This window comes from Polyangium sp. y55x31, from assembly GCF_029946505.1.
Lineage (GTDB): Bacteria > Myxococcota_A > Polyangia > Polyangiales > Polyangiaceae > Polyangium.
Map to the genome: position 1 here is coordinate 73800 of NZ_JARZHG010000030.1, position 25755 is coordinate 99554.

Below are 25755 nucleotides of genomic sequence, written 5' to 3' on the forward strand. Positions count from 1 at the left end.
GAGGTCGAACACTCGATTTCCGATGAACGAGCACGGATCGTCATCGGAGTTGACGGATCGAAGCTTCGAGCTGCTCGCCCCCGCCGGGAGCGGCGGCGCAGGCGAGGTGTGGAGGGCGCGCGCGCGGCGTGACGGGACGCTCGTGGCGCTGAAGGTCGCGCGTGATGCCGCGGCGCGTGAGGCGATCGCGCGGGAAGCGAGGCACGCGATCCTCGCGCTCTCGCCACGTTTGCCCGAGCTCGTCGACGTCGGGTGGTTCGTGCGGGATGGAGACGTCGCGCGCGCGATCGAGGCGGGCGACGATCGCGCGGGCGAGCGGTTCGCGTTCGTAGCGCTGCGCTGGGTCGAGGGCGCGACGCTCCGGGAGCGGGCACGCGAGGCCGGCGTGGATCGAACGACGCTCGCGCTCGCGGTGGCGCGTGACGCGGGCGAGGCGCTCTCGGATCTGCACGAGGTCGGGCTCGCGCATGGAGACATCAAGCCGGAGAACGTGCTGCTCGGCTGGGGCGGGCGCGCGCACGTGATCGATCTCGGGCTCGCGTGTCCGGTGTACACGGCGCGGATCGAGGGGGGAACGCCGCGGTATCTGGCGCGCGGAGACGCAGCTCTCGGAGATGCACGCGCGCGGGATCTCGTGGCGTTCGGCGCGCTGCTCGCGGAGCTCGTGGACGATGCGGTGGCAGCCTCCGAGCAGCCGATCGAAGCGGCGCGCGCGGCGCGCTTGCCCGAGCCGATCGCGCTGCTCTGCGAGGCGCTGCTCTCGCCGAGCCCGGGCGCGCGTCCGCCGGCTTCGTGGGTCGCGGAGACGGCACGCGCGGCGCTCGCAGCGCGGGATGCGGGATCGGGTCGCGAGCGGGAAGAGCGCGGCGAGCGTGATGCGCGGCGCGTGCGTGCGGCGTATCTGTCGGCGCGACGCGACGAGCTCGTGACGCGCGCGTCCGCAGGCGCGGGCACGGCGGCGTGGCTCGGGGACGCGCTGGCGTGGGCACGTCGCGCGCGATCTCTCGTCGACGCGGAGAGCTCGCTCGCGCAGGACGCAGGTGCGAGTGAGATCGGTCCGCTCGGTCCGGAAGGGATCGCGCGGTGGATGACGTCGCTCGTCGGGAGCCCGGCGGCGGCGTGGCCGACGGGGCCGCTCGCGAAGATGGGAGAAGCGTCGCTCGCCGCGGCGCTCGTGGATCTCGCGCGGAAACTTCCGCCCGCGGCGTGGACGTTCGCCGACGTGGAGGGCGCGGCGCTCGGAAGAACACCCACGGCGACGACGCCCGAGCGTCCGACGTCGGCGCCGTTCGACATCGAGGAGGTGGCGCGGCTGTCGATCGCGATCGCCGCCGTGCCGCCGGATCCGATGGCGATCGAGCGCGTGGAGCGTGGAGAGAGCGCGCCCGCGTCGCTGCTCGTGGCAGCCGCGGATGCGCTGCGTCTGTCGGGCGAGCTCGGGCGCGCGAGGAGCCTCGTTTTGCGAGCGCGGGAGCGTCGCGCGAAGGGGGCGGATGCGCTCGCAGCGGAGATCCTGCGGCGCGCAGGCGAGCTCGGCGCGGCGCGGGAGATCGCCGCGGAGGCGGATCGACGCGGCGAGGATCCCGATGGGAAAGCGCGCGCGATCCTGGCGCGGATCGCGTTCGACGAGCGGCGTTACGAGGAGGCCGAGGCGCTCGTGCAAGGCGCGACGAGCGTGCCCGCGTACGAGGTCGCAGCGCTCGTCGCGTCGACGAGGGGGGATACGGAGCGCGCGCTTGCTTCGATCACGCGCGGCGAGGCGATCGCACGTCGCGCCGAGGAGCACGCGCGGATCGCGGCGCTGCGGGGATACGTGGAGCATGGCGGAGATCCGGCGCGCACGCGGAGCGCGTTCGCCGCGGCGGTCGAGCATGCGACGCGGGCAGGAGCCGTGGTCGAGGAGGCGACGTACAGGACGGGCGAGGCAGCCGCGGCGGTGGATCTCGGCGATCTCGGCGGGGCGATCACCACGGCACGGCGCGCGGCGCTGCTCTGGGAGCATCTCGGCCGGCCGGCGCTCGCGGCCCGCGCGCTCCTCGCACGCGCGGCGGCACACGCGACGGCGGGCGTCGCGCACGAGGCAGAACGTGTCGCGCGGGAGGCGATCGCGCGGGCACGGGAAGGTCGTGACACGCGGGCGGAGGCGTACGCGCTCTGGGCAATCGCGGACGTATCGCCACGCGGCGCCGCCGAGGGACGCCGCGCCGCCGAGCAAGCACGAGCACTCCTCGCGGATGCGAGCGGAGACGACAAGTTACGCGCCTCCGCGCGGCTGCTCCGTCACGCGGAAGAGGCGCTCGATCTGGAGACGTGTCTCGAGCTCGATCGCCTCGCGGAGACGCCGAGCCTCACCGCCGGCGCGCGTCTCGACTGGTGGCGCGCGCGTGCCGAGGTGCTGCTCGCGGCCTCGGGCGAGCTCGAAACGCGCACCGCAGAGCACGTGCTCGGCGCGATCGTCGCGCTCTCGGATGCACGCGCGCCCGTCTGGGCGCGGGGTCCCTCCATCGCAGCCGGATATGCGCTCGCCGCGCGGGTCGGTCGGGGCGACGTCGCCGTCCGGCTCCTCTCGTCTCTCGGTGATGCCGCGCGTGATCTGCTCTCGCGTGCTTCCCCCGAGCTCGCGCCTTCGATCCGCGCGCTCCCGTGGGTCGCGCAGGCCGCGGCCGCGCCGCAGGAAGGCATGCGCGCGGAGCAGGCGCGGGAGCTCGAGCAGCTCATCGTCTCGCTGAGTGATCGCGAGCGGCTCCGCTCGCTGCTCGACCGCGTGGTCGACGCGCTCGTGCTGTGGACGGGCGTCGAGCGAGGCTTGCTCCTCCTCCGCGCGCCGGACGGTCGGCTCGTCGCGCGCGCGGCGCGTAACCTCGCGCGGGCCGATCTGCGCGACGAACAGCTCTCGCTTTCGCAGACACTCGCGCGGCGCGCGCTCGCGGCGCTGGAGCCCGTCGTCGCCGTGGACGCGGCGGGTGAGATGCCCGCGGTGCACGTCAGCGTGCACGCGCTCAAGCTGCGGAGCGTGCTCGTCGTTCCGCTCGTCGCGCGCGGCGAGGCGCTCGGGGTCGTCTACCTCGATGATCGCGTGCGCCGCGGCGCGTTCGGGCCCCGCGAGCTCGCGTGGACCCGCACGGTGGCGACGATCGCGGCGCTGGCGATCGCCGACGCGCGGGATCAAGCGCTCCTGCGGCGAGCCGCGCGCAAGGCGAAGCGCGCGAGCGCGGCGCTCGAGGAGACGCTGGCGAGGCGGGAGGCCGCGCTCGACGTGGCCGAACGCGAGCTCAACCGGACCCGCGGTACGCGCGAGACCCGCTTCGAGTACAACTCCATCATCGGCGAGAGCGAGCCCGTCCGCGCGATGTTGCGGCTCGTCGATCGTGTCACGACCGCCGACGTCCCCGTCCTCATCCACGGCGAATCGGGCAGCGGCAAGGAGCTCGTCGCGCGCGCGATCCACGACAACGGTCCTCGCGCGGGACACCCGTTCGTGGGCGAGAACTGCGGCGCGATCCCGGAAGGCCTCCTCGAGTCGACGCTCTTCGGCCACGTGCGCGGCGCGTTCACGGGCGCGGACAGGCCCCGCTCCGGCCTCTTCGAAGCGTCCGATCGCGGCACGCTCTTCCTCGACGAGATCGGCGAGATGAGCCTCGGCATGCAGGCCAAGCTCCTGCGTGTCCTCCAGGACGGCATGGTCCGACCGCTCGGCACCGAGCGCGCGCGCAAGGTCGACGTGCGTATCGTCGCCGCGACCCACCGCGACCTCGACGCCATGGTCCGTGCGCGCACGTTCCGCGAGGACCTCTACTACCGCCTCAACATCATCACGATCCGGATCCCGCCGCTCCGCGAGCGCGCGAGCGACGTCCCGCTGCTCGTGAAGCACCTGCTCGCGAAATACGGTCGCTCCGAGGTGCGCGTCACGCGCGCCGCCATGGATCGGCTCATGGCGTTCCCCTGGCCCGGCAACATCCGCCAGCTCGAAAACGAGGTCCGCCGCGCGCTCCTCCTCTGCGACGGCGTCATCGAGCGCGAGCACCTCTCGCCCGAGATCGCGAACGTCACCCCGCCTGTCCCCGTGGATCTCGGCTTGCGCGTGCGCCCGCGCGTCGACGCCCTCGAAGCGCAGCTCGTGCGCGAAGCGCTCGAACGCACGAAGGGCAACCAGACCCAGGCCGCGAAGCTCCTCGGCCTCTCGCGCTTCGGCCTGCAGAAGATGATGAAGCGGCTCTCGGTCTCGTCCTGATTCAGTTCTTCAGGAGAAGCCGCGCGTCCCGCACGATGGCCTCGATCCCCGCGTCGTCCGCGTCGTAAAAGCCGCGGATCTTGCCTTCGGCGTCGACGAGCACGAAGCGCTCGCCGTGGAAGATCTCGAGGATGCCCTCGCTCGTCTCCTTCTTGCCCATCGCGATCTTGAAGCCGCGAAGAACAACGGTCTCCACCTCGCCGAGCGGGCCCGTGAGGAACGTCCAGCGCGCGTCGTCCGCGCCGTATTTGCGCCCGTACGCGGCGAGCACCTCGGGCGTGTCGTTCTCCGGATCGACCGAGAACGTCACGAGGTGGAGCTTGTCGCCAAGATCCTCCGTGCGCTTCTGCACCTCGACCATACGCTTCGTGAGGCGCGGACAGACGCTCGGGCAGCTCGTGAACACGAAGTCCGCGACGTAAGGCTTGCCGCGCAGATCGGCCGCGCCGAACGCCTTCCCGTGGTGATCGGTGAGCGTGTACGCGGGCAGCTCGAGCACCGGCTTCGGCGCCGACGGCCGCGGCGTGATCACGATCCGCGTGATCAGCACGAGCACGAACACGATCCCGAAGACGAGCCACGGGAACCGCTTCGCACGCGCAGGCGGCGCCGCCGGTCGCGTGTCCTGCGGAGGTGCGGCCCCCGCGTCCGTTCCGCCCTCGTCTCTGGCCTCCACGCGCGACGTCACAGCGTGCGTGGTGTAGGCGTCGCCGCGCGCACGGTCAAGGCGCGTGGGCCGTGGGCGCGAGCATCGGCGCGAGGTGGTAGAGCATGAGATACACGACGATCCCCGTGACCGAGACGTACGCCCAGATCGGGAACGTGATCTTCGCGAGCTTGCGGTGCGCCTCGAAGCGCCCCTGCCGGCCGAGCCGGAGCGTCACGATCGCGAGCGGCAGCGCCGCCATCGCGAGCAGCGTGTGGGTCGAAAGGATCACGAGGTAGATCGTGCGGACGATCCCGACCTCGGGGAACCGATGCGTCCCCGTGAGCGCGAAGCGCGCCACGTAACTCACGAGGAAGACGCCCGATGCGATGAACGCGCCCTGCATCCGCCGCCGGTGCGCCTCGATGTTCCGCTGCTTGATCGCGACGAAGCCGGCGAAGAGCAGCGTCGCGCTGGTCGCGTTGAGCAACGCGTTCAGCGGCGCGAGGAGACGACCGATGCTCTCAGCGCTCATCGGGAATGCTCACGCGCCGATGAGCAGCGCGGCTTGAAGCAGCATCAGGTACACGATCGAGATCGCGAAGAGCCTGCGCGCCCATCGGGTCCCGAGCACCGTCGGGCGGAGCCCCCACGCGCCGAAGCCGAGGAAGCCGAGGCCGAGCAGCGCGGCCGAGGCGAGATACACGGGACCGGCGACGCCGAGCGGGACGAGCAGGAGCGAGACCAGCACGAGCGCCACGAGGTAACCGACGATGTGGTGCCGCGTGTGGCGATCCCCGCGCTCGATCGGGAGCACCTTCAGGCCCGCGCGCTGGTAGTCGCGGCTGCGGAACATGGAGATGGCCAGGAAATGCGGCACCTGCCACAGGAACAGGATGCCGAAGAGCGCCGCGCCGGGGCCGTCGATGCGATCGGTCACCGTCGTCCAGCCGAGCAGCGGCGGGATCGCCCCGGGCACCGAGCCGATGAGCAGCGCCAGCGTCGTCTTTCGCTTCAGCGGCGTGTAGACGAGCACGTACGAGAACAACGCGAACGCCGCGAGCAGCGTCGTCGTCGTGTTCACCACGAGCCCGAACAAGACGAGCGAGAGCGCGGAGATCGCGAGGCCGAACCAGAGCGCGAGCTTCGGCGAGATCCGACCCGCGGGCAGCGGTCGGTTCTTCGTCCGGGCCATGAACCCGTCCGTATCGCGCTCCAGGTACATGTTCAGCGTGTTCGCGCCGCCGACGACGAGCACCGTCGCGAGGAGCGAGAGCATGACGACGCCCGGAGACACCCCGGCCAGGCCTTGCTCGTGCGCGTACCGGTTCGCGACCCACGCTCCGCCAAGCATCGTCGCGACCACGATGACCGTGACGCGAGGCTTCGTCAGCGCGATCAGATCTCGCGCCACGGCCCCATACGAACGCTCGTGCTGCTCGTAGCCGGAATTTCGACGGTTCACGTGCACGTCGCCGAGCGGCTCCGCGGGGATCGTCATGCGCGCACCTCGATAGCAGATGCAGCACCCGGGGGCACGTGCGTGAGGCCAGGAAACACGGCAGGAGCAGCAGCGACCATACAGAACGACGTCATCAAGCGGGGGGAAGCTTTCCGGGTGGCGCTTGTCGCGGGAGGAAAGCCCAGCGCGATCGTGGGGTCAACTCGGGTTCGAGACAACGGGGTCGGGCCTACCAAAGTCCCTGGAGCTCGCCCTGATTTTCGGGCGGCTCCGGCTCGGTGCCGTCGAACGAGAAGGCGACCTCGAGCGTCTGCCCGTCGGTCACCGTCACCTCCTGCGTCTTCACACCGTACCGGGCGTGAAACGCCTCGAGCTTGTACTTCCCGGCCGGCACGCGATCGATTCTGAACGCTCCATCCGCGCCGCTCACCGCGAAGAACGGATGATCGGTGACCACGACGAAGCTCCGCATCCACGGGTGGATGTCGCATCCGAATCGTACGATGCCGGAGGGAGGCAAGCGCTTCGCGATCGGCGGCGATCCCATCGCCGTCGCCTCGTTGAAGACCGTCTCCGCGCCCAGGTACGTGTGCACGTTGTGCAGCGTCCGGTCGCTGTTCTTCACGGTGATCTCTTGCCCGCTGAGGACACCCTGGATCCGCGGCACGTACATGCAGTCGACCTGATCCACGGTCGCGGCCGGCGGCACCTCGTAGCGCCCGTCGAAGCTCTTCGGCGCGATGCGGACGAGCACGTCCTTCAGCTTGCCCCCCTGGACGATCACGGCGTCGTGGGCGAGCTGCTTGTCTTTGCAGACGTCGGTCGCCTGCGCGCGCTTCGCGGGCACCTTCATCTCGGGCGGTTGTCCCGTGAAGCGCACCTCGCCGCGCAGCGTCGCGCTGCCGAGCTTGCCCGCCGGGGCTGCGCTCGCCGCTGCGGACGCTCCGGACGAAGGCGAGCTCCCCGTCTCCTTCTTCGACTCGCAGCCCGCGGCGAAGGCGAAGAGCACGACGACCGAAGGGAGGATCCAGGCTGTTCGATGAGACGTCATGTTCGCGGGTGCGCCTCGGGAGGGCCCGATCGAGCGCTCCCCGCGTCCTAGTGAACGCTTCGCGGCACGTCAACGGAGCGCGCGGGTTCGTCCCGTCGGTTTCGCGAGAAAACCGAACCTCTCAGCCCGGCCGCGCGCCTTTCGCCTCGCCCGTCCCCGGGCCCTCGTCCGACGTCGAATCCGCGCGCGTGATCGCGGCCCAGAGCCCCCGATGATCCCGCGCCGCGAGCACCGTCGCGAGCGACGCGAGCACGAGCGCGAGCGCGCAGAGCGGCACGTCCGGCGCGCCCCGCGCCACGAGCAGGAGCGCGATCGCCCCCGAGAGCGCCGGCGTGAGCGTGCGCGTCGAGAGCGCCGCGATCGCGATCGCCGGCGCCGCGAAGGCGACGAACGTCGCGATCACGGGCGAAGCCAAAGGCTCGGGCCGCAAGACCAGGTTCTTCGCCGCGCGCGCAAGAAGGACGCTCACCGCGGCCGCCTCGTCCGACGTGCCCGCGAGCGCTTGCCGTGTGGCGAACAGCGCGACCGCCAGCGCCGCGAGCGTCGCCGGGCTCGTGAGCTTCTTCCCGCGCGACGCGACGAACCCCACGGCCACGGCCATCGCCGCGCCGTCGAGCAAGAGGCCCACCGTCGACACGCCACGCGCGATCCGCGCGAGCCCCTCCGGCGCGACCCCGTCACGCATCACGAGGAGCACCGCCGCGACCCGCGAGAGCCCGCCGAGCCCGAGCAGCCCCAGCATCACCGCCGTCGCCCGCGCGAACGGCGTCCGCATCGTGTCCCACGCCGCGAGGAGCGCGAGCACGCACGCGACGCCCCCCACCAGCACGAGCGAGGCCTCCGGCACGCGCGACGCCGACGCCGACAGCGTCACGAGCACGACGAGCCCGCTCGCGAAGACGGCGCCGAACCGCACCACCGCCGGCAAACCTGCGCGCAGCGCGGACAGGCCGAGCGCCATGGCGCCCACGGTCGCGAGGATCAGGAAGAACTGCGACATCGCCGCGCCCGCGAGCTCCAGGTAGTCGCCCGCCCTGCCGAGCCCGACGGCGAGGCCTCGCACCGAGGGGCCGAACGCACGTCCGAGCAGCATCGCGAGCACCCCGAACGCCGCGAGCGGCCGGACGAACCCGAGCACGCCGAAGCTCGTCGGCGGCTGCGAGCGCGGCGCGGGCGGGGCGGAACGGGGCGCTTCGGGTGCTTCGGTGCTTTCGCCTTCCGTGCTCATCGAGGTCGGGCTCGTCGCGAGCGGCTCCCTGCAAGGCGCAGGCTCACGCGTCGCTCCAGTCGCGGAGGTGGACCGTGTCGTCGAAGAACGCCGACGCCGCGGAGGCGTCGATCAGGTCCTGCATGCGATGCCCGCCGAACTCCTCGAAGATCCGGTCGTCGTACTCGTCGGCGATGACGGACATGTCGCGCAGCGCGGCGAGGATTTCGTCCGGATCGAGCGTCTCGCCGCCGAGCAGCGTGTGCACGAGGACCACACAAGCGCCCTGCGGGACGTAGCCGAAGGCCCCGAACCGGAGGCGCGCGTTCATGCGCAGGAGCTTCATCGCGAGGTCGGGCGTCATCTCGACCCCACGGACGAGCTGAGCCACGAACCGCACCACGGCGCGGTCGGGCTCCCACGGGATGATCTGGATGTAGATGTACGCCGTCCCCTGCCGGACCACGTAGAAGCGCGGCTCGACACGGACGAAAGCCGGCGAGTCCGCGAGCGTTTGCTCGATCCGCGCGATGCTCACGCGAGCGGCGGATGCAGCGTCCTTGGACATCGTGGGGCGATACTACCAGCTCGAAGGCGGGCCGTCTCGCGTTGTCCTAGACAAACCCGCCCACGCTTGCCGCGCCGCGCTCAGCGCGTGGGGACAGGAAGGAGCGGCGGTGGGCCGCGTCGCTCGTCGGAGGGCGTGAGCGTCGGCGCGCGTGGCGGACCGACCGGCGAGACGCCGCCGCCGCCGCCCTTCGGCGCGGGCAGGAGGTACGGATAGGCGTTGCGCGTGCTGCACGCGTCCACCGGATCACGATGGAACTCCCAGTGCAGATAAACCTTGCCGTCGTGCGAGACGATCGCGTCGGGCGCCTTCCCGAACGGCGACGCGCGGCTCATCGAGTTCAGCGCAACGACGTCGAAGGCCGTCATCCCGCTCGCCCTCGTCACGCCCATCCGCACGATCTTCCCCTCGTCCTTGCTCAGCACGATCTCGAGGTGCGTGACGAGGTTCTTGTTCAGCGTGTGCTCCTGCGGGAGGTTGTCGAGCGAAGCGAGGAACTCCTCGGCGAAGATCGGATGCAGGCGGTTGTGGATCGTGTTCAGGTACGTCGCGAACGCGGACTGCGCGGCGTTCAGCGCCGTCTGGTTTCCGACCTTCACCGTCGGCTCGTAGTTCTCGATCGCCGCCTTGTACTTGCCGAAGTTGTTCTTCTCCCACTTGCCGCGGTGCGCGCTGCGCCGCGCCGCGCCGTCGGCCGCGCGCTCGGCCTCGAGTTTTTCCCGACCGACCGAGGCCTCGAAGCCCGCGTGCGACAGGTTCAGGTTCGGCCCGCCCGCGATCCCGGGCGCGCCGAGGCCCACGGAGCCGACCTTCACCGGGCTCTGGTAAGGCGCCGGTTGCCGCTTCTTTCCGGCCTTGCGGCTCTTGCCGTCGCCGCCGGGGTTTGCCGGATCCATCGTGAACCCGCCTGCGCCCACGCCTGCGACGACCTCGGGTGACGCGGGGCCCGCGCCGCCGGGGCTCGGCGGCGGAGCTGCGGGCGTCTTCGGCGCGTTCGCGCCTCCACCGGTCGTTCCACCGGGCGCCATCGGCGGCGGCGACGCCTTCGCGATCGCGGCTGCAGGCGGCGCGGGTTTGGCCGTGTGGTGGTGCTCGGCGCTCTCGCTGTGATCCTTCGACTCGCCGGGCGCCTTGTTTGAGCCTGCTTTCTCCTCGCTCTCGGCGACCTTCTCGTGATCGTCGTTCCCCTCGCCAGACGTCGCGGGTTTCTTCATCGCGCCCGCGTTCGTCTCGGGGTGATCCTGATCGTGTGACCGCAGGCGCGCGACCGTCTCTTCCTTCACGGTGTTCGCCTGATCCGCGATGCGGCTCGCGTCGGGGTTGTCCTTCTGGTTCGGCTCGACGTGCTGACGCACGGCGATGCGGCGATCCGGCTGGATCGGCTTCGGCGGCTCCTGCTTCGCGACGTCCTCCGGAGGCGGCGGAGGAGGCGGCGGCGGAGGCGGTGGAGGCGGCGGCGCCACGGGCGGAGGCGGCGGCGGGACCACCTTCGGCTCCTCCTTGGGAGGATCGACCTTGGGCGGCTCGACCTTCGGCTCTTCCTTCTTCGTCTCCGGCGGAGGCGGCTTGATCTTGGGCGGCTTCGGCGGCTCCGGCACAGCGTCCGGATCCGGCTTCTCGTCGTCCTTCGTGTCGTCGGCCTTGTCCTCGGGCGGCTCGGCCTCCTGCGGCGAGGGCGTCGCGGGCGCATCGACGAGAACCTCGAACTCGGTGTCCTGCGGGCGCAACCCTTCGCGAACGGACTCGACGAGACTCCGGATCTGGGCGCGATCCTCGACGACCTGCGCGACCTCCACCGCACCATTGCCGCCCGCCATGTGGACGACGATGGCCGCAGAGATCCAGAGCAGCAGGGGGATTTGGGCTTCGCGCGACATGCCGGTTCGTGAGGCTCCCGGGGCGGAAGGGGCAGATCGTGGGAATGAACCCAGCACCCACCCATTCGACGTGGCCGGGAGGCTTCACCCGGCGAACGACGAGTTACCCAGCGACGAAGTCCTGAGCGAAAGCTCACGACGGCCGCCGCTGAAAATCGAAACTAGCATCCGTGTCCGAGCCCAGCAACGGCCGGGTTGGCCGAAACGGGCCGTTTCGGGCGGGATCTTCGGCGGAGAACGGGGCGCGTTCGTGAGCCTCGGCGCATGACGCGGGCGGAAACCAGCGAAGAACATCGTCCGCCCGCCCGTTTTCAGACCTTCGTGATCGCGTCCCAGTGGTCGGCGATCTCCTGGGCCGTCCACACCGCGCCCTCGTCTTTGAACTTTCCCGCGCTTTGCACGACCTTGTAGGCGAAGACCTGCGAGCCCGTGACGGCGAGGACGTGCCCCGTCCGATCCGCACAAAGATCGGAGCCCAGAAAGAGCGCCGCCGGCGCGATGTGCTCCGGCGTGAGCGACTCCATGCCCGCCTGGAACATCGGGAGATCCTCGGTCATGCGCGTCTTCGCCACCGGCGCGAGCGCGTTCACCGTGATGCGATGTTTCTGCAGCTCGATCGCCGCGGTGCGCGTGAAGCCGTAAATGCCGGCCTTCGCGGCCGCGTAGTTCGATTGCCCGAAGTTGCCGACCATGCCCGAGACGCTCGTCGTATTGACGATGCGCCCGCCGCCGCCCTGCGCGATCATCTGCTTCGCCACGGCCTGCGTGACCAGGAACGTGCCCTTGAGGTGCACGGCGATCACGCTGTCCCACTGCTCCTCGTCGAGCTTGAGCAGCGTCTTGTCCCGCAGGATGCCCGCGTTGTTCACGAGGACGTCGATGCGACCGAAGGCGTCGAGTGCGGTCTTCACGATGCCCGCCGCGCCCGCGGCTGTCGCCACCGTGTCGAAGTTCGCGACGGCGACGCCACCCTCGGCCGTGATCTCCTCCACGACCTTTCGCGCCATGGCGTCACTTCCGCCGGTTCCGTCGCGCGCGCCGCCGACGTCGTTGACGACCACCTTTGCGCCCTCCCTGGCGAAGAGCAGCGCCTCTGCGCGGCCGATCCCGCCGCCAGCGCCCGTGATGATTGCCACCTTGCCGTCGAGCAGACCCATCCCATGCCTCCTTCACGCGTGCTTGTCGCGCGCGAACAATACCGCTTCTTGCCCTTCCCCCTAGGCCCGTGTAACGACGAGCCCGCGTGAGCTCGCTGCAGACGACAACGGAGCGGCCCCCCGAGGGCCTGGCCCGCGGAATCGTGGTCGCGCCCAAGTGGGCCGTCGCCGCGCTCGGCGCCGCCGTGGTGCTCGGCGCGATCATCTACCTCGTCGTGCGCGTCCGCCGCGCTCGAAAAAGCATGAGAGCGCCATGATCGGAGCGGTTTCTTGAACACGCTGGTCCGCCGCGTCGTGGCGGTGATGCTGCTCGGCGTCGTCCTCTACGGCGGCCTCGTCCTCTATCGCGACGCGAACCTCATCGCCGCGCGCCTCGCGACGTACGCCTGGTCCACGTTCGGGATCGCCTGCGCCCTCGCCTTCTCGAACTACCTCCTGCGCTTCCTCAAGTGGGAGTACTACCTCGCGCGGCTCGACATCCGCGGCGTGCCCAAGTTCGAGAGCCTGCTCGTGTTCTTGTCGGGCTTCGTCCTGACGGTGACGCCGGGCAAGGTCGGCGAGGTCTTCAAGTCGCTGATCCTGTTCCAGCTCCGAAAGATTCCGATCGAGCGCACCGCGCCCATCGTCATCGCCGAGCGCGTGACGGATCTCATCGGCGTGATCGCGATCATCGCCCTCGGCAGCGCGAGCTTCCCCGGCGGCGCGATCTGGGCCGGCTTCGGCGCGGCCACCGTCGTCGCGCTGCTCGTCTTCGTCTCGGTCCCCGCCGTGAGCGGAGCCGTCGTGCGGCTCTTGCCCAAGCTCCCCGGGCCGCTCGGACGTGTGGGCGGCAAGCTCGCGCCGAAGATCGACGAGGCGCTCTCGGGCCTCCGCACGATCGTCTCGCCCGCGCAGCTCGTGTGGCCGACGTTGCTCTCGATCGGCGCGTGGTCGCTCGAAGGCGTGGGGCTCTGGGTGATCCTGCGCGGCTTCGGCGAGCAGGCGTCGATGCCGCTCACGATGTTCTTCTACTCGACGGCGACGCTCGCGGGCGCGCTCGTGCCGGTCCCGGGCGGGCTCGGCGTGACGGAAAAACTCCTCGAAGAGCAGATGGCGCGGCTCGGCGGCGTGGAGGCGGCGACGTCGACGGCGGCCATGATCCTCGTGCGGTTTGCCACGTTGTGGTTTGCCGTCGCGGTCGGGTTCGCGGCGCTCGGGCTGCTCCGCGCCAAACACGGCGCGGCGGTGCTCGGCGGCGAAGCCACGCCGTCAGGGTCTTCCGATCAACGGAATCTCTTGACAGAACGCACGCCTTGACGGTCGGCTACGCGGAGACATGGCGACCATCGAACGAGGCATCGGGCTTGTACAGCGCGTCATCGCGGAGCTTTCGAAGCGTCCGGAGGGAGCGGGCGTGGTCGGCGCGAGCGCGGCCGCCCTCGACGCGCTCGAGTCCAAGCTGATGGTGGAGCTGCCGCCGAGCCTGCGGACGTTCCTCGCCTACGACTTCACCTTCGCGAGCTTCGGCAAGCGCTTCAAAGGCCGCCGCCGCTTCGGCGCCGATCCGCGCGCGCCGCAGCCGAAGATCACCTCGGTCCGCAAGCTCGCGGAAGCGATGGTCGAGCTCGGATGGACCGACTCGCGCATCCGCGGCAAGGTCGTGCGCCTGCCGAACAAACCGGGCCAGCCCTGGAACGCGCTCTACCTCGGCGAGGCGCGGCGCGACGGCGAGCTCGTGATCCTCGGCCTCGAGAACGACGAGACGAACGTGCGCGTCTTCCCGCGCTACACGGCGTTCGACCTCTACCTCGCCCACCAGCTCGGCGTGCTCAAGCTCAGTCGAAGCGCGATGCTCGACGATCTCGACTCGCACCTCGCGCACAACCCAGAGCTCCACTCGCGCGAAGAGGACGAGGACGAGAGCACGGACTACTGATTCGCGGTCCGTGATGCGACGCACGCCCGAGCCCCTCGTCACCTCATCGTTCGAAGCGAGCGCGACCGATCCACGCGACCGCCTGGACAAGCTCGTCGTGCGCCTGCTGGAAAAATCAGGCACGAGCGCGTCACGCGCCGCGGTGCAGCGATGGATCGAGAACGGGCGCGTGCTCGTCGACGGCAAGCCGGGCCGCGCCTCGATGGCCGTGGCCGCGGGCGCGCGGATCGACGTGACCCCAGAGCCGCCGGAGCCGACACGCGCCGAGCCGGACGCGTCGATCGAGCTCACCGTGGTGTACGAGGACGCGCACCTCGTCGTCGTCGACAAGCCCGCGGGGCTCGTGGTGCACCCGGCGAAGGGGCACGCGAGCGGGACGCTCGTCAACGCGCTGCTCGGCCGCGGCGGCTTCGAACGCGCCGGCGCCGATCCGCTCGATCCCGAAGGGCACCTGCGGCCCGGAATCGTGCATCGACTCGACAAGGACACGAGCGGCCTGCTCGTCGTGGCGAAGGACGCGGAGACACGCGAGGCGCTGAAGGAGCGCTTCGCGAAGCACGACATCGAGCGCGAGTACGTGGCCATCGTTTTGGGCGAAGCGAAGGAGGCGACCTTCGCGACGTTGCACGGGCGGCATCCGACGGATCGGCTGCGGTTCACGACGCACGTGCGGGAGGGCAAGCGCGCAGTGACGCGCGTACACGTGCTCGAACGGCTCGGGGCGGCAACACTGGTCGCGTGCCGGCTGGAGACGGGGCGCACGCATCAGATCCGCGTACACCTGTCAGAGCGTGGGAAGACGCCGATCCTCGGCGATGCGCTGTACGGGAAGGCGCCGCGGGATCCGGGGCTCCGCGTGATCGCGGAGTCACTCGGGCGTCAGGCGCTGCATGCGCGGGTGCTCGGCTTCGAGCACCCAGCGACGGGGAACCGTCTGCACTTCGAAAGCCCGATCCCCGCGGACATGGCCCGCGCGATCGAGGCGCTGCGGCAAAGGGCCTGAGAAGGGGCGTTGCCCCTTCACCCCACCAGGGGTTGTCCGCCCCTGGACCAGGGGCCTGGCACGGCCTGGACCGAAGGTGGATGAACTGCGCGATGCGCAGTTCATCCAGGCGTCGTCACCAGATCTTCGACTTCACGTGCCCCTTCGACTTCACGAGGATGTCGACGATGGCACGGTCGTAGAAGTTCTTGGCGTAGAGCTCGGGGGAGACGCGGCTCTTGTAGAGGGCGCGCCCCTCCTCGATCTCCTCGGCGAGGACCGTGAAGAGATCGTCGTTCTGGATCCCTTGGACGATCTTCTCTTCGTTGTAGAGCGAGAGGTCGCTCGCGATGGCGCGCGCCAAACGGCGGGCGGCCTCCTCGGTCTCGATCAGGGGCATCGGGTCGTCTCCTCCGAACCTCGAACTGGGGGTTCCTGGTAGAACCCTCGGGCGCAAGAATGCTCGGGTTTGCGGAGCGTGTCAAAGTCGCGGTGATCGGGCTGTCGGGGGCGAACGTGGGCAAGGCCCCGGACTACGCAGAAGCGTACGGAATCGCACGGGGATCGGGTCCTGCGGGTGCCCCGGGCGTCGGGGGATCAGCGCGGAGAGCCCGACGGGAGGCAGGGATGCGTACGCAGCGGCGACCTCGTGCAGGCGTTTGTCCGGGGACCCGGGGCGAACCCGCAATGCTGAAACTGCCCGCTTTTTGCGAAGGACTTCGTGCGTTGCGTGCCCGAGCCGTGCTACCTTTTTCCCATGTCCACGCAAGAGCTGCTCGCGTACATGCTGAAGCTCCCTCGCGAAGAGCGGGTGCAGGTCGTGGAGGCGCTTCTCCTCAGCTTGGAAATCCTCGACGAAGAGGAAGTCGCGGCGACGTGGGCACCCGAGCTGGAGCGCCGTTCGCGCGATTTCGCAGAGGGGAAGGTCCAGACCATGGAGTGGGGAGACGCGCAGACGGAACTCCTGAACGAGCTTACGGAGCGTCGTGCGCGTCGAGCTGCATTCTGACGCACGTAGCGAGCTTCGCGCAGCGGCCCTCTGGTACGACGAGCAGCGGCCCGGGCTCGGGGCTGAGTTCGTCGGCGCGGTCTCGCGGGTGATCGAACGCGTGCGTGAAGCCCCCGCGTCGTTTCCGGTTTGGCCCGGTACGGAAGGCGGTCCCACGCTCATTCGCAGAGCCCTCGTCGATCGGTTTCCTTACGCGGTCGCGTTCGAGGTTCACGCCGAGCACGTGCTCGTGCTCGGCGTCCCCCACGCACGGCGACACCCTATGTATTGGCTCAAGCGCGCATTCTAGGTCGCGCGAACACGAGCCCCGCCATCCCCGCAATCAGCGGAAACGTCACGAGCCCGTAGCGTCCGGCGCCGAAGAACACTGCGTGCGTGAGCAGCGTCGCGCCGAGGACGGTCACCGCAGCCACGGGCAGAACGGGGCCGCGGAGCAGGGAGCGGCCGCCGATCAGCGCCGCCACGACCAGGGCCGCGTAGGCGACCCACGCGTGCACCTGGAACAAAAACACGAGCCCGAGGCCCACGACGGCCCACGTGGCGATGCGGCGGGCGCGGCTCGCCGCCCTCGAGAGCGCGAGGCCGACGAGCGCAAGGGCGAGCACGCCACGCTCGTAGAGCGTTTCGGCCACGCCGAGGCCGAATTTGCAGCGGTCGCCGCAGGCCGCGCCGTTCGATTCGTGGAGGTACCAGCCGGCGGCGCCGCAGTAGTCGAAGGTCGCGGCGAGTTTCTTCGGGACGAGCGAGAGCCACGCGCCCGGGTGCTCGGTGATGTAGAGCGTGGCCGCGCGGCCGAAACAGGCGTCCTTGCCGGCTTCGTCCCAGACCTCGCGGCACGCGTCGGGGACCTTGATCGGCGACCACGCGCCCGTGGACGCAGGATCCGCGCCGATGAGCAGGTTCCAGCCGCCGTTGACGCTGACGAGCGCGCAGCGGTTCATGCGCTCGCAGTTGCGGATCGTCCACGGCAGGCACACGGCGAGCGCGAAGGCCGTCGCGAGCGCGGAGAAGCCGATCGTGAGCGCACGCGCGCGACGGCCCGTGATCGGCGCGACCGCGATGAACGCGAAGAGCGGCGCGAAGACGAGGCTCTGCGGACGAACGAGCGTGGCGAGGCCGACCACGATGCCGAGGAGCGCCGTGCGTGCCGCGATCGTACGTCGCGCGCCCGAAGGCACGACGTCACGCACCCACGCGGCCGCCCACGCGGCGCACGCGACGAGCGAAGCCGTGACGCCCTCGCTCATGAGCGCAGGCGTGTACGCGACGAGGCCGGGATGCAGCGCGACGACGAGGCCCGCCGCGAGCGCCGCGCCGGGGGGAGCTGCGCGCGCCGCGAGGCGATGAACGGCGACGGCCGCGAGCGCGCCGAGCAAACCGTTGAGCGCCATCGCGACGCCCGGATGCGCGCCGAAGATCGCGTACGCCCCGCCGATGAGCGCGGGGTATCCGACGGGGTAATGCGCGGCGTACGTGACGACGCCGTCAGGCCAGAGCCACGTGTAGCCGAGGCCTTTGGCCACACGCTCGGCGATGCGGTGATAAAAGGTGCCGTCCGCCGTCGGCGGGAAGCGCGACGCGGCCCAGGCGATGACGGCGAGGCGCGCGACGAGCGCGGCCGCGAGCACGATCCAGGTGTCCCGCGAGCGGGGCGAGGCGCGCTCGGACGTCACGCGACCGGGGGGCGCGGGAAACGCCCGAGCAGGCCCGCGCCGCGCAAGGCGGCGATCACCTCGCACGCAGGCAGGCCTACGACGTTGGAGTACGAACCTTCGATGCGCGCCACGGCAAAACTACCGATGCCCTGGATCGCGTACGCGCCGGCCTTGTCGAGTCCCTCGCCGGTCGCGGCGTAGGCCTTGATCTCGTCCGCGTCGAGCGCGCGGAAGAAGACGCGCGTGCGCACGGTCTCCGCGTGGATGGGGCGCGTGGGATCGGCGCCGGAGGCGATCGCGAAGCGCGTCCAGACCTCGTGCTCGCGCCCGGCGAGGGACGTGAGCATGGCCCGCGCTTCGGCATCGTCCGCGGGCTTGCCGAGCGCCGTCTCGCCGAGGATCACCGACGTGTCGGCCACGAGCACCGCGCCCACGCCCACCGCGTGTGGCGTCGCTGCGGCGAGCTTGTCCGCCACGATCCGCTCGAGGTAGGGCCCCGGCCCTTCTCCCGGCCGGAGCCGCTCGTCGATGTCGAGGGAGACGACCCGGAGAGGCAGGCCGAGCGTCCCGAGGATCTCGCGGCGCCGCGGCGACGCCGAGCCCAGCAGCAAGGGGTGCGTTTCGTCGATCATGGCGGGTTCCGGGCCTTCGCGGCGCGCCTGTCCTACCACGGCTTCATCCACATGGGAGGGTCGCCGCGTTTGCCGTTTTGACTCCGGACGGGAAAGGAGTAGACGTGCAGCGCGCCGTACGCCGGACGCGTCCGCCTCTCGCGGGCATGAAAGGCGCTGGGACCGGGCCCGGACCGACCTGCCATGACATTCCTTCCTGCCCAGAAGCCCCACCGCCTCCGCTTGATCGGCTCGCTCCTCGCGGCCGCCTCCGCCTTGACGATCGCGCCCGACGACGCACACGCGCAGTGTGATCCGCGCGCCGAGCTCTCCGGCTGCATCAACGCGGACAACCTCTGGGTCCACGCCGGCGCAGGGCCGTTTCTCTCGCTCGGCACGCCCGTGCTCGCGCCCGCCGGCAAGGCTTCGTTCGGGCTCGCGCTGAGCTATCTCTCGCGGCCGATCGGCCTGCGCGTCGCGTCGACGGATCCCGACGGGACCATCATGCCCGTCGTCGACAACGCCGTGAACGCGACCTTCCTGTGGTCGCTCGGCGTGCATGATCGACTCGAGCTCACGGCCGCCGTGCCGATCACGTTTTACCAGGATGGCACGGGCGTCGGCATCGCGACGGCGAGCGACGCCGAGCTGCCCCGAAGCTCGATGCGCGACGTGCGCTTCGGCTTCGCCGCGTCGATCCTGCCGCGACCTCGCGCGGGCAGCGCCGACGGCGCGAGTGTCATCGGCCGCTTCGAGCTCGCCGTGCCCGCGGGCGATCCTCAGGCGTTCGCGAGCGGCCGGACGATCACGTGGTTTCCGTCGGTCCTCGCGTCGTACCGCCGCGGCCGCTTCGAGGCCGGCCTCGAGGCAAGCGCGCGCATTCGCGGCGAGTCGCGCCTGGCGAACGCGCGTGTCGGCTCGCAGCTCGGCGGCTCGCTCGGCGCGTCGTTCGACATCCTGCAAGACGGGTGGCTCACCGCGGCCGGCGAGGCGTTCGTCCTGTACAACTTCGCCTCGCAGCTCCCGCCCGCGCGCACGGTCGACGAGCCCCAGAGCCCCGCGTTCGTGCCCGCGGAGTGGATCCTCTCGGCGACGACGGCGCCGATCCTCGGCGGCGACATGTCCTTCACGCTCTCCGGCGGCGGCCCGATCCCCTTCTCGTCCGAGGCCGCCGTCACCACGCCGCGCTTCCGCTTCGGCCTCGCCGCGCGCTACGCGCCCACGGGCCGCGATGTCGACAGCGACGGCGTGCTCGATCGCGACGACAAGTGCGTGAAGGTCGCCGAGGATCGCGACGGCTTCGAGGACGGTGACGGCTGCCCCGATCCCGACAACGACAAGGATCGCATCCCCGACACGCAGGATCGCTGCCGCGACGCGGCCGAGACGGTCGACGGCTTCAAGGACGACGACGGCTGCCCCGATCCCGACGACGACGAAGACGGCGTGCTCGACGAGGCCGATCAGTGCCGCAACGAGGCCGAGGACAAGGACGGCTTCCAGGACGGCGACGGCTGCCCCGATCCCGACAACGACGCGGACGGGCTGCTCGACAAGGTCGATCGTTGCCCGAACGGCGCCGAGGACAAGGACAACTTCAAGGACGAGGACGGCTGCCCCGATCCCGACAACGATCTCGATCAGGTCCTCGACGCGGCCGATCAATGCCCCGACGCGCGCGAGGATCTCGACGGCTTCCAGGACGACGACGGTTGCCCCGAGGTCGACAACGACGAGGACGGCGTCGCCGACAAGGCGGACAAGTGCCCGCTCCAGGCCGAGACGATCGACGGCAAGGACGACGCGGACGGCTGCCCCGAGGCGGGCGCGAAGTCGCTCGTGCGCTGGTCGGGGGATCGCATCGTCGCGGAGACGCCCGCGCGGTTCGCCCCGGGCAAGGCGGATCTGGCGAAGCCGATGGAAGAGATGCTGCGGCAGATGGCGCAGCTCGCTCTCGGCCACGCTCCCCTCGCCACCATCGTCATCGAGGGATATGCCGACCGTGCCGGCGACGAGTCGCCGAAGGCCCAGGAGCTCGCCGAGAAGCGAGCGATCGCCGTGAAGGATGCGCTCGTGGCCGCTGGCCTGCCGGCGGATCGCATCACGGCGGCGACGGGAGATTCGGGGGAAAAGCGCGCTGCGAACGTGCCGCAGTTCGAGATCACGGTGCAGCGGGACAAACGAGGAAAGCGTCGATGAACGTCGTCGAATCGAAGGGTATTCGCCATCTCGTCGTCAGGGCCGAGAGTGGCGAGGAGCTGCCGCGCGCGCTCGCGCAGGCGCTCGAAGAGGCCTCCGCCAAGGCCGGTCGTCTGTCGGGAACGGGTGTGCTCGACAGCGTCGAGCTCGCGAGCGTCGACGCGGACGGCGCGCGCGTGACGCGGCGGATCGACGCGCCCGTGATGGCCGTCTCGATCACGGGAAACATCGCGCAGGAGGGCGCGGCCGTGAGCGTGCGGCTCTACGCCACGCTCGTGCAGGAGAGCCCGTTCGGCTTGCAGACGGTGGCCGGCGAGATCGTTTCCGCGCGCGCTCTTTCGCTCGAAATCTTCGCGACCGCGCTCGACGACGTCGCACTCGTGCGACAGGGCGACGATCGCTCCTTCGCCGCAGCGGCCTCGTCGCAACCGCAGCCGCAGGCGCAACCGCAGCCGCAAGCCCAACCGCAGCCGCAGGCCCAACCGCAGCCGCCCTCCCCTCCCCCGGCGCGCACCGCGGCGCCTGCCCCGCGCATCACGCATCCGGAGCCGCCCCGCGCACCCGCCCCGTTCCCCGCGGCCGCGCCGACTGCGCCCGCCGAGCTCCCTTCGGCCCCGACGCCGGTTGCGCGGCCGATGCAGCACCGCGACGACATCGAAGTCTACCCGGAGACGGGGGACCTCGTGAGCCACTTCCACTTCGGCGAGTGCGAGGTCATGAGCTCCGACGGCGAGCGTATCCGGCTGCGGCAGGAGAAGGACGGCCGCGTCCGCGAGGTCGCGCTCGGCATGCTCAAGATCGAGGCGCCGACGACCGACCCCGCCACGGGCAAGCGCCACTTCCGTTTGTCCCGCAAGCATTGACGCCCGGACAAACCGGGCGTCGAGCACCTACCACATACGCTGCGGAATGTTGATCGAGTCGCCTGCCTGGAGCGGGACGTCGGGGATCGCGTTGTCGATGATGTCCTCGACGCTCACGACGACGGCGCGCGTCTTGTCGCCAACCTGACGGCGGATCGTGACCTTGTCGCGGGCGGCCATCTGGTTGAAGCCGCCCGCGAGCGAGATCGCGCGGAGCAGCGTCATGCCGGGCTCGAAGCGAAGCGAGCCCGCGCGTTGCACCTCGCCGAGCACCTCGACGCGCTTGGAGTTGTACTCCTTCACGCTCACGCTCACGATCGGGTCGGTCAGGATCTCCTCGTCGATGAGCCGCTTGCGCACCGCCTCGGCGATCTGCTGCGGCTCGAGCCCCGCGACCTTGAGGCGCTTGATGTACGGCAGATCGACCGTGCCATCGGGCGCGACCGTGAACGCCGTGGGCAGGTTGTCCTCGCGCACGATGCGCATCTCGAACACGTCGCCCACGCCGACGGTCGCATTGCTCACGGGGGCTGGCAGATCCGCGGGGCGCGGGCGTCCGCCGCAGGCGACGAAAAGCGCGGCGAGCGCGAGCGTCGCGAGGAGGTCGCGCCTCCGCATCACATGAGCCAGCGGGCGCCCAGATAGGCCTCGAATTGCTGCCACTGGAGATAATCGCGGCCTTCGGGGATCTGGAACCAGTTGTCGCTGATGCGCGTGTTGTAGCGCAGCGTCGTGTTGATGCCGAAGGCGTCCTTGAAGCGGTACTCCGCGAAGCCCGAGGCGTCGATGCGGATGTCGGTCCAGGGCTCTTCGGGGCTCGGGAGGCTGCGGATCGCCGGGTTCACGAGCGCGCCGACGCCGGCGTCGACGATGACGACGAAGCGACCACCGAAGAAATACGTGAGCTTCAGGTAGCCGCGATCGCGCTCGAAGAACGTACCGACGTACGCGTCGTAGAAGTCGCGCGTGAAGCCGAGCGAGACGGACGAGAGCGTCGTGCTCGCGGCCTGAGGATCGGAGCTCGGGTTCGGCGTGAGGAAGTAGCGGATCTCGGCCTGGCCGATGAGGCTGTCGAAGTCCTCGACGGTCTCGGCCGTATCGCCGGCGGGAGGGTCGTAGAAGCTCGCGCCCCAGCCGGCCATGAGCAGCGCGCCGAAGTTCTTCGTGATGAGGCCGTTGTAGCCGAGCTGCACACGGAGCGGCGTCGAGCCCGTTTTGGCGCCCGCATCGAGGTAGTGGATGATGCCGATGCGGGCGTCGTAGAGGAGCGCCGAGCGCGGCAGGAAGCGCCAGCGGCCCCGCGTCTGGATGGTGTGGTGGATGTTCGTCAGGCCGCTGAAGTCCTTGGACTCGAAGACGGTGCCGGCGAAGTTGTAGCCGATGCGCCAGTCGAGCAGGCCGCTGCCCGGGTTCCACGCGAGCTCGGCGCCCACGTTCGGCGTGAAGCGGTTGTAGCTCTCGTAGCCGTCGCCGGCGTCGTTGAGCAGGCTCTCCTGCGGGGCCTGGATGAGGCGCCCGACGCTCGCGTAGATCGATCCCGACCAGGGCCGCGAGGGCAGGATGTTCAGGCGCACGTCGAACAGGCCGCTCAGGTTGCGCTGCTGCCACATCCGGTCCTTGCCCTCTTGCGGGCCGGAGACCGGGAAAAACTCGTTGTAGGTGAGCGAGATCCCGCCGGTGAACTCGGCCGTGGGCAGGGCCTGCGTGGTGGAGCCGCCCTTGCGCTGCGGGCCGAGGGTCGAGAACGAGAACGACGGCGTCACGCGCAGGCGCATCGCGCCCACGGGATCGCCGGGCGCATCGCCCTCGCTCGCGCGCATGAAAAAGTTCGAGTCGTAGCCGAACTCGAGCGCGACGCCCGGGTGCAGCTCGTAGTCGCCGACGCGGTAACCCGGGCCCACCGTGAAGCGGCGATCGGCGAGCCAGGGTTGGTCCTGACCGAACGCCGTGGCGGGCGCGAGGCTCGCGAGGGCGAGAGCCGCAGCCAGGGGCTTGGGGCGCAGGACGCCCGAGGCGATCCGATGCCCCAAACGTTGAACGAGGCCGCGCGTCTTCATGGGATCAGGTGAGGCTCGGGCGGTCCGGACCAACGCGTCACTTGATCACGCTCGCGGAGGGCGGCGGCTCCTGGACGATGATGGGAGGCGGGTAAAACGCCGGATCGTCGGGGATCCCGGGATCGATCTGCGTGACGGTCGACGTCTCGCCGAGGATGTCGGCGTCTTTCCCGATGCACTGGTTCGCCTCGGCCGTGAGCTGCTCGACGCGCTGCCGCAGGACGCCGAGGATCGTGAACTCGTGGGACGACAGATCCGCGTCGTCGCGCTTCACCGCGAGATCGAGCGCCTGCCTGCGCTCGCGCGCGCTGCGCAGCGTCACGTCGATCTGGTTGAGTTTGTCGTTCAGGCAGAGCGTCTTGACCACGTCGCGCTGCGCGCGCGCCTCTTCGAGCAGGCGACGCACGACGCTGCGCGCGCTCTCCATGCGGGCGAGGTACGTGTCCGTCTCCTGGAGCTGCTGCGCGGGCGTCAACGTGACCTGACGCTGAAGGCCCGCGTTCGTGTCGGGCGACGCAGGGGGCGCGCCTTGCGCCTGCGCGGACGCGATGCCGGCCCCGACGAGCAGCGAAAGCGCGCAAAGCGCGCCGAAGCCGAACATCCGTTCTCGCTGCATCGAAGTCCTCCGAAGGGGGCCAGACGGGGTCACTATAGAAGCGGGCAAGCGCACCTGTCAACGCGAGCAGGCGAAGAAACCCCGTGAAATCCAGCCGTTTGCGAGGCTCTCGTGGGGGTCTCTCGGACGTTCTGTTGCGGCGCGGGGGAGGAACATTCACGCGCCCCGGACGCGAGCAGGATCGAGGCGCAGGGTCACTGGCTGACGAACGAGACAGGGATGACGACGGTCGCGCCGCCGCCCTCGGGAGGCGAGAACTGCGCGCTCTGGACACGCGCCACGACGCAGGAAATGACGTCGCCCGAGAGGCCACCGCCGCCCGAAGGCGACGCGGAGAGGACCTCGCCGTTCGGGCCGATCTTCGCGGTGATGCGCACCGAGCCCTTCATCGTCGGGTCGGCCTGCAAGCCTCGGTTGTAACAACGTCGGAAGCCCGCGGCCATGCCGGCCACGACGGACGAAGCGTTCGCGACGTTGCCGCCGGAGACCGCTGCGCCGCCGACGTTCGCGCTGCCCGTCGGACCCTTGACCGTCTTCGCCGCGCCCTGCGCGCTCGACGCGGCCGCGGCCTGCGTGTCGCCGATGCTCGCGAGTCCTCCGCCGCCGGCCGCGCCGGGGCGCACCGTGCCGCCGCCCGCGCCGCCGAGGTTCAGGCCCGCGATGCCGCCGAGGCCCGCGCCCGCGCCCGAGGCGGCCGCGTTGTCGAGCAGGCCGAGCGGGACGTCGCCGCGATCGAGGACGCCGGCCGTCGCGTTGCCCGCGGCGTTCAGGGCGCCGAGCATCTGCATGTCGAGCTGGTTCAGCTCGTTCGCGATCGCGGACGCGCGCGTGTCGCTGATCTTGCCGCCGCCCGCGCCCTTCGCCGCGGACGCGCCTGCCGAAGGCTTCGGCGCCTCGGCGGGCGCGGTCGAGGCCGGCGTGGGCTGCGTGTCGGTCTCCTTCGGCTGCTCGACCGGCGGAGGCGGGGGCAAGCTGCGCACGGTCTCGAGGATCTGCGCGACGTCGACCTCGTCGTTCACGAGCGGATCCATCCAGTCCGAGTAGATGGTGCCGACGGCGCCGAAGTGCAGGAGGAACGAGAACGCCGCGATGATCGTGGTGGTCCAGTCGATCGACTGGACGAACCCACCGCGCACCGAGGCGGGGAGCTGCGGCTTCGGCTGGGGCGGCGGCGCGGCGACGAACTGGAAGAGGAAGGTCGTGTCGCCGACGACGATCTTGCCGCGGGCGTCGTCGCTGAGCGGCACCTGGAAGGCCTGCACCTGGCCGAAGCTGACCTTCTTGGCCTGCGATTTCAGCGAGGCGAGGTCACTCACGCCGGTCTTCAGGGCGACGCGGCCGGCCATGCCTTCGAGGAAGTTCAGCGCGTATTCGTTTCCAACGAGCTCGAACAGCCGGAAGCTCGGCGGCACGTTCTTGCTCGGCGTGACGAACATGCTCTTTTCGCTGGGGCCGATGGTGACGTGGGTGCGCTGCTTGATGATGCGCTCCTCGATCACCTTGCCGCCCTGGACGACCCCGACGCGCAGGACCTTCGGGCCCGTCGCCTGGTTCATGGCCCGCATGACCGCGGTCATCTGACCGGGCTTCGTCCCGGAACCCGTCTGCGTCGTCGTCTGCGTCATGAAAAGGGCCTCCGCCTGGGG

At 70.5% G+C, this 25755-nt stretch carries 23 protein-coding genes; 8 read left to right on the top strand and 15 right to left on the bottom strand.

All coding sequences use genetic code 11. The annotated features are described in order from the left end of the window. Nucleotides 1-22 precede the first annotated feature (22 nt). Nucleotides 23-4234: a sigma 54-interacting transcriptional regulator gene (locus tag QHF84_RS36485; RefSeq protein WP_281318151.1), complete on the top strand. Its 4212-nt coding sequence runs from the start codon at nt 23-25 to the stop codon at nt 4232-4234. Between the two features lies 1 nt (nt 4235). On the opposite strand, the gene QHF84_RS36490 is transcribed toward QHF84_RS36485, so the two are convergent. From QHF84_RS36490 to QHF84_RS36525, 8 genes are all read right to left on the bottom strand, one after another. Then, nucleotides 4236-4910 (bottom strand): SCO family protein, encoded by a 675-nt coding sequence (locus tag QHF84_RS36490; RefSeq protein ID WP_281318152.1) that lies wholly within the window; start codon nt 4908-4910, stop codon nt 4236-4238. A gap of 46 nt (nt 4911-4956) precedes the next feature. Continuing rightward, nucleotides 4957-5415, bottom strand: a complete 459-nt coding sequence (locus QHF84_RS36495; protein WP_281318153.1) for a DUF420 domain-containing protein — start codon at nt 5413-5415, stop codon at nt 4957-4959. 9 nt (nt 5416-5424) lie between these two features. Further along, nucleotides 5425-6381, bottom strand: coding sequence for a heme o synthase (cyoE, locus tag QHF84_RS36500; protein WP_281318154.1), 957 nt, complete (start codon nt 6379-6381; stop codon nt 5425-5427). A gap of 190 nt (nt 6382-6571) precedes the next feature. After that, nucleotides 6572-7393: a carboxypeptidase regulatory-like domain-containing protein gene (locus tag QHF84_RS36505; RefSeq protein ID WP_281318155.1), complete on the bottom strand. Its 822-nt coding sequence runs from the start codon at nt 7391-7393 to the stop codon at nt 6572-6574. A gap of 121 nt (nt 7394-7514) precedes the next feature. Next, on the bottom strand, nt 7515-8621 hold the full coding sequence (locus tag QHF84_RS36510; RefSeq protein WP_281318156.1) for a hypothetical protein: 1107 nt from the start codon (nt 8619-8621) through the stop codon (nt 7515-7517). Nucleotides 8622-8664: 43 nt separating this feature from the next. Then, the gene (locus QHF84_RS36515) at nt 8665-9168 is read right to left on the bottom strand and encodes a YbjN domain-containing protein (protein ID WP_272425068.1); all 504 of its coding nucleotides are present in this window, start codon (nt 9166-9168) and stop codon (nt 8665-8667) included. Nucleotides 9169-9248: 80 nt separating this feature from the next. After that, nucleotides 9249-11045, bottom strand: a complete 1797-nt coding sequence (locus tag QHF84_RS36520) for a hypothetical protein (RefSeq protein WP_281318157.1) — start codon at nt 11043-11045, stop codon at nt 9249-9251. A 311-nt stretch (nt 11046-11356) separates the two neighbouring features. Continuing rightward, complete coding sequence (locus QHF84_RS36525; protein WP_281318158.1) at nt 11357-12202, bottom strand: SDR family NAD(P)-dependent oxidoreductase; 846 nt, start codon at nt 12200-12202, stop codon at nt 11357-11359. An 86-nt stretch (nt 12203-12288) separates the two neighbouring features. Between QHF84_RS36525 and QHF84_RS36530 the strand changes: the two genes are divergently transcribed. From QHF84_RS36530 to QHF84_RS36545, 4 genes are read left to right on the top strand one after another with little or no spacing between them, the layout of a single operon-like run. Further along, nucleotides 12289-12459 carry a hypothetical protein gene (locus QHF84_RS36530; RefSeq protein ID WP_281318159.1) on the top strand — a complete coding sequence of 57 codons (171 nt, stop codon included), beginning with the start codon at nt 12289-12291 and terminating at the stop codon, nt 12457-12459. A 13-nt stretch (nt 12460-12472) separates the two neighbouring features. Further along, nucleotides 12473-13498 (top strand): lysylphosphatidylglycerol synthase transmembrane domain-containing protein, encoded by a 1026-nt coding sequence (locus tag QHF84_RS36535; protein ID WP_281318160.1) that lies wholly within the window; start codon nt 12473-12475, stop codon nt 13496-13498. A gap of 19 nt (nt 13499-13517) precedes the next feature. After that, nucleotides 13518-14117 carry an SMI1/KNR4 family protein gene (locus QHF84_RS36540; protein ID WP_281318161.1) on the top strand — a complete coding sequence of 200 codons (600 nt, stop codon included), beginning with the start codon at nt 13518-13520 and terminating at the stop codon, nt 14115-14117. Nucleotides 14118-14130: 13 nt separating this feature from the next. Then, complete coding sequence (locus QHF84_RS36545; RefSeq protein ID WP_281318205.1) at nt 14131-15120, top strand: RluA family pseudouridine synthase; 990 nt, start codon at nt 14131-14133, stop codon at nt 15118-15120. A gap of 115 nt (nt 15121-15235) precedes the next feature. Here QHF84_RS36545 and QHF84_RS36550 read toward each other — a convergent pair whose 3' ends face one another. After that, nucleotides 15236-15499 (bottom strand): hypothetical protein, encoded by a 264-nt coding sequence (locus tag QHF84_RS36550; protein WP_271918843.1) that lies wholly within the window; start codon nt 15497-15499, stop codon nt 15236-15238. Nucleotides 15500-15856: 357 nt separating this feature from the next. Between QHF84_RS36550 and QHF84_RS36555 the strand changes: the two genes are divergently transcribed. Next, entirely contained in the window at nt 15857-16108 is a 252-nt protein-coding gene (locus QHF84_RS36555; RefSeq protein WP_281318162.1) for an addiction module protein, read from the top strand. Nucleotides 16109-16380: 272 nt separating this feature from the next. Here the strand turns inward: QHF84_RS36555 and QHF84_RS36560 are convergent, their stop codons facing one another. Then, nucleotides 16381-17781, bottom strand: coding sequence for a hypothetical protein (locus QHF84_RS36560; RefSeq protein WP_281318163.1), 1401 nt, complete (start codon nt 17779-17781; stop codon nt 16381-16383). Then, nucleotides 17778-18395, bottom strand: coding sequence for a Maf family protein (locus tag QHF84_RS36565; protein ID WP_281318164.1), 618 nt, complete (start codon nt 18393-18395; stop codon nt 17778-17780). The genes QHF84_RS36560 and QHF84_RS36565 overlap by 4 nt, the downstream gene beginning before the upstream one ends. A gap of 183 nt (nt 18396-18578) precedes the next feature. Here QHF84_RS36565 and QHF84_RS36570 point away from each other — a divergent pair, with 183 nt between their 5' ends. Beyond that, complete coding sequence (locus QHF84_RS36570; protein WP_281318165.1) at nt 18579-20573, top strand: OmpA family protein; 1995 nt, start codon at nt 18579-18581, stop codon at nt 20571-20573. Beyond that, a complete protein-coding gene (locus tag QHF84_RS36575; protein WP_281318166.1) occupies nt 20570-21436 on the top strand; it encodes a DUF296 domain-containing protein in 867 nt (288 codons plus the stop codon). Before QHF84_RS36570 ends, QHF84_RS36575 begins: the two co-directional genes overlap by 4 nt. A 27-nt stretch (nt 21437-21463) precedes the next feature. On the opposite strand, the gene QHF84_RS36580 is transcribed toward QHF84_RS36575, so the two are convergent. From QHF84_RS36580 to QHF84_RS36595, 4 genes are all read right to left on the bottom strand, one after another. Continuing rightward, nucleotides 21464-22054 (bottom strand): polysaccharide biosynthesis/export family protein, encoded by a 591-nt coding sequence (locus QHF84_RS36580; RefSeq protein WP_281318167.1) that lies wholly within the window; start codon nt 22052-22054, stop codon nt 21464-21466. Then, entirely contained in the window at nt 22054-23493 is a 1440-nt protein-coding gene (locus tag QHF84_RS36585; RefSeq protein ID WP_281318168.1) for a hypothetical protein, read from the bottom strand. The genes QHF84_RS36580 and QHF84_RS36585 overlap by 1 nt, the downstream gene beginning before the upstream one ends. A 37-nt stretch (nt 23494-23530) precedes the next feature. Continuing rightward, nucleotides 23531-24109 carry a hypothetical protein gene (locus tag QHF84_RS36590; RefSeq protein WP_281318169.1) on the bottom strand — a complete coding sequence of 193 codons (579 nt, stop codon included), beginning with the start codon at nt 24107-24109 and terminating at the stop codon, nt 23531-23533. 194 nt (nt 24110-24303) lie between these two features. Further along, complete coding sequence (locus QHF84_RS36595) at nt 24304-25734, bottom strand: AgmX/PglI C-terminal domain-containing protein (protein ID WP_281318170.1); 1431 nt, start codon at nt 25732-25734, stop codon at nt 24304-24306. Between the last annotated feature and the right edge of the window lie 21 nt (nt 25735-25755).

Bases quoted from the DNA above. Each gene is read 5' to 3' on its own strand.
- QHF84_RS36485 (WP_281318151.1), top strand. From the start codon at position 23: ATGAACGAGCACGGATCGTCATCGGAGTTGACGGATCGAAGCTTCGAG.
- QHF84_RS36495 (WP_281318153.1), bottom strand. From the start codon at position 5,415: ATGAGCGCTGAGAGCATCGGTCGTCTCCTCGCGCCGCTGAACGCGTTG.
- cyoE (WP_281318154.1), bottom strand. From the start codon at position 6,381: ATGACGATCCCCGCGGAGCCGCTCGGCGACGTGCACGTGAACCGTCGA.
- QHF84_RS36505 (WP_281318155.1), bottom strand. From the start codon at position 7,393: ATGACGTCTCATCGAACAGCCTGGATCCTCCCTTCGGTCGTCGTGCTC.
- QHF84_RS36510 (WP_281318156.1), bottom strand. From the start codon at position 8,621: ATGAGCACGGAAGGCGAAAGCACCGAAGCACCCGAAGCGCCCCGTTCC.
- QHF84_RS36515 (WP_272425068.1), bottom strand. From the start codon at position 9,168: ATGTCCAAGGACGCTGCATCCGCCGCTCGCGTGAGCATCGCGCGGATC.
- QHF84_RS36520 (WP_281318157.1), bottom strand. From the start codon at position 11,045: ATGTCGCGCGAAGCCCAAATCCCCCTGCTGCTCTGGATCTCTGCGGCC.
- QHF84_RS36525 (WP_281318158.1), bottom strand. From the start codon at position 12,202: ATGGGTCTGCTCGACGGCAAGGTGGCAATCATCACGGGCGCTGGCGGC.
- QHF84_RS36540 (WP_281318161.1), top strand. From the start codon at position 13,518: ATGGCGACCATCGAACGAGGCATCGGGCTTGTACAGCGCGTCATCGCG.
- QHF84_RS36545 (WP_281318205.1), top strand. From the start codon at position 14,131: ATGCGACGCACGCCCGAGCCCCTCGTCACCTCATCGTTCGAAGCGAGC.
- QHF84_RS36550 (WP_271918843.1), bottom strand. From the start codon at position 15,499: ATGCCCCTGATCGAGACCGAGGAGGCCGCCCGCCGTTTGGCGCGCGCC.
- QHF84_RS36555 (WP_281318162.1), top strand. From the start codon at position 15,857: ATGTCCACGCAAGAGCTGCTCGCGTACATGCTGAAGCTCCCTCGCGAA.
- QHF84_RS36565 (WP_281318164.1), bottom strand. From the start codon at position 18,395: ATGATCGACGAAACGCACCCCTTGCTGCTGGGCTCGGCGTCGCCGCGG.
- QHF84_RS36570 (WP_281318165.1), top strand. From the start codon at position 18,579: ATGACATTCCTTCCTGCCCAGAAGCCCCACCGCCTCCGCTTGATCGGC.
- QHF84_RS36575 (WP_281318166.1), top strand. From the start codon at position 20,570: ATGAACGTCGTCGAATCGAAGGGTATTCGCCATCTCGTCGTCAGGGCC.
- QHF84_RS36580 (WP_281318167.1), bottom strand. From the start codon at position 22,054: ATGCGGAGGCGCGACCTCCTCGCGACGCTCGCGCTCGCCGCGCTTTTC.
- QHF84_RS36585 (WP_281318168.1), bottom strand. From the start codon at position 23,493: ATGAAGACGCGCGGCCTCGTTCAACGTTTGGGGCATCGGATCGCCTCG.
- QHF84_RS36590 (WP_281318169.1), bottom strand. From the start codon at position 24,109: ATGCAGCGAGAACGGATGTTCGGCTTCGGCGCGCTTTGCGCGCTTTCG.
- QHF84_RS36595 (WP_281318170.1), bottom strand. From the start codon at position 25,734: ATGACGCAGACGACGACGCAGACGGGTTCCGGGACGAAGCCCGGTCAG.